Source organism: Massilia sp. CT11-108 (genome assembly GCF_047302915.1).
Lineage (GTDB): Bacteria > Pseudomonadota > Gammaproteobacteria > Burkholderiales > Burkholderiaceae_D > Telluria > Telluria orientalis.
Window position 1 is genome coordinate 1 of record NZ_JBKYMO010000752.1, and the last position, 1,983, is coordinate 1,983.

2 protein-coding genes are annotated in these 1,983 nt (G+C 68.7%); both read left to right on the forward strand.

Features of this window, described 5'->3' with window-relative positions; translation table 11 throughout:
* Window positions 1-1,416: GspE/PulE family protein (locus ACEN88_RS30265; RefSeq protein ID WP_413345667.1), on the forward strand; the 1,416-nt coding region annotated here is incomplete at its 5' end.
* Window positions 1,406-1,983: type II secretion system F family protein (locus ACEN88_RS30270; RefSeq protein WP_413345669.1), on the forward strand; the 578-nt coding region annotated here is incomplete at its 3' end. The genes ACEN88_RS30265 and ACEN88_RS30270, both read left to right, overlap by 11 nt.

Here is a 1,983-nt window from a genome sequence, read left to right on the forward strand (position 1 = left end):
GTCGCCGAGGGACAGAGCCTGAACCGCCACGTGCTGTCGTACATCGCGCGGCTGGAAAAGATGCGCCGGCCATTCCAGGTGACGTTCTCCCGGATCGAGGTCATCGCCCGCGCCTACCAGGGCGGCGGGAGTGCGCAGCCGCAGCACGAACACTCGCTCATGCAGGTGACGGCCAAGGACCTGCTCAACCGGGCCTGCCAGGCGCGCGCGTCCGACATCCATATCCGCGTCCGCAAGGATTGCACGGAGACGTGGTTCCGCATCCATAACGACCTGGTGCCGAAGGGCGTGCAGACGCGCGAATACGGCGAGCGCCTGCTGGCGACGCTGTACGGGGCGATGACGTCGGTGTCCGACAATTCGTACAAGCCGATGGAGCGCCAGGACGCCGCGATTTCCGACCGCGACAAGCTGCCGCCCGGGCTGTACGGCGTGCGCATCGCCACCGCGCCCACCAGCGAAGGCGCCGTCATGGTGCTGCGCCTGCTGTACAACGACGCCGGCGACAACGTCGACCTGCGCCCGCTCGGCTTCAGCGAGACGCACGCCGGCATGCTCCAGCAGATCAAGGAGCAGCCGATCGGGATGAACATCATCAGCGGTCCCACCGGATCGGGGAAATCGACCACGCTGCAGCGCATCCTGTCCGGCGAAATCATCGAGGCGGGCGGCAAACTGCACGTGCTGACCGTCGAAGACCCCGTGGAATACCCGATCGAGGGCGCGGTGCAGACGGCCGTGACCAATGCCAGCACGGAAGCGGACCGCGCGCGCCAGTTCTCGGCCGCGATCTCGAACGCGATGCGGCTCGATCCCGACGTCATCATGATCGGCGAAATCCGCGATGCGGCGTCGGCGCAGAACGCGCTGCGCGCGGCGATGACGGGCCACCAGGTGTGGACGACGGTGCATGCCAACAGCGCGCTGGCGATCGTCGACCGGCTGCTCGATCTCGGCCTGCCGATGAGCCTGGTGGCGGACCACACGATCATCACGAGCCTGATCAGCCAGCGCCTCGTCAAGGTGCTGTGCCCGCATTGCAGCCGGCCGCTGGTGGACGCGCCGGAGGCGCTGCCGCCGGCGCTGTACGCCCGCGTCCGGCAAGCGGTGGGCGGCGCGCTGCCGCGCGTGCGCGTGACCGGCGACGGTTGCGAGCATTGCGCCATGCAGGGCACGGTGGGGCGGTCGGTGCTGGCGGAAGTCATCGTGCCGGACGCCCAGTTCTTCAAACTCATCCGGGCCGGCGACAAATGCGCGGCGGTCGCGTACTGGCTCGAGCACCTGGACGGCCGCACGATGCTGGGCCACGCGATCGACAAGGTCGCGGCCGGCCAGATCGATCCGCGCATGGCGGAAAAAGTGGTCGGCCACCTCGCGGCGCCGGGATCCCGGCTGGAGGTGGTCCATGCGGTTTGACGTCACGCGCGCCTGGGCGAAGACCCAGTTCTCGGCGGCGGCGCGCGTGCGCCTGTACCGCAAGATCGCCAAGATGCTCACCAACGGCCTGCCTTTGCTGCGGATCCTGGAAGTCCTGCGCGAACGGGCGTCGGACAATGGCCGCAAGCCGCAGGAGCCGCTGGCGATCGTGCTCGACGATTGCCGCCGGCAGGTGCAGAACGGCCGGATGCTGTCGGAAAGCCTGGAAGGCTGGGCGCCGCGGCCGGAACGCATGATCCTGCTGGCCGGCGAACAGTCCGGCAACGTGGAGGCCGCGCTGCTGGCCGTCGTCGACGTCGTGCAGGCGCAGCAGCGCATCAAGGCGGTCATCGTCGGCGGGCTCGTCTACCCATGCGCGATCCTGGCGCTGATCCTCGTCTACGTCTACCTGTTCGGCACGAAGGTCATTCCCGAGTTCACCCGCATCACCGACCCGACGAACTGGCATGGCGCCGCCAGGTCGCTGTACGTCATGTCCGAGGTGGTCCAGCACTGGATGCTCGCCATCGTCGGCGCGCTGGCGCTCGTCGCGGGCGGCGCCATGCC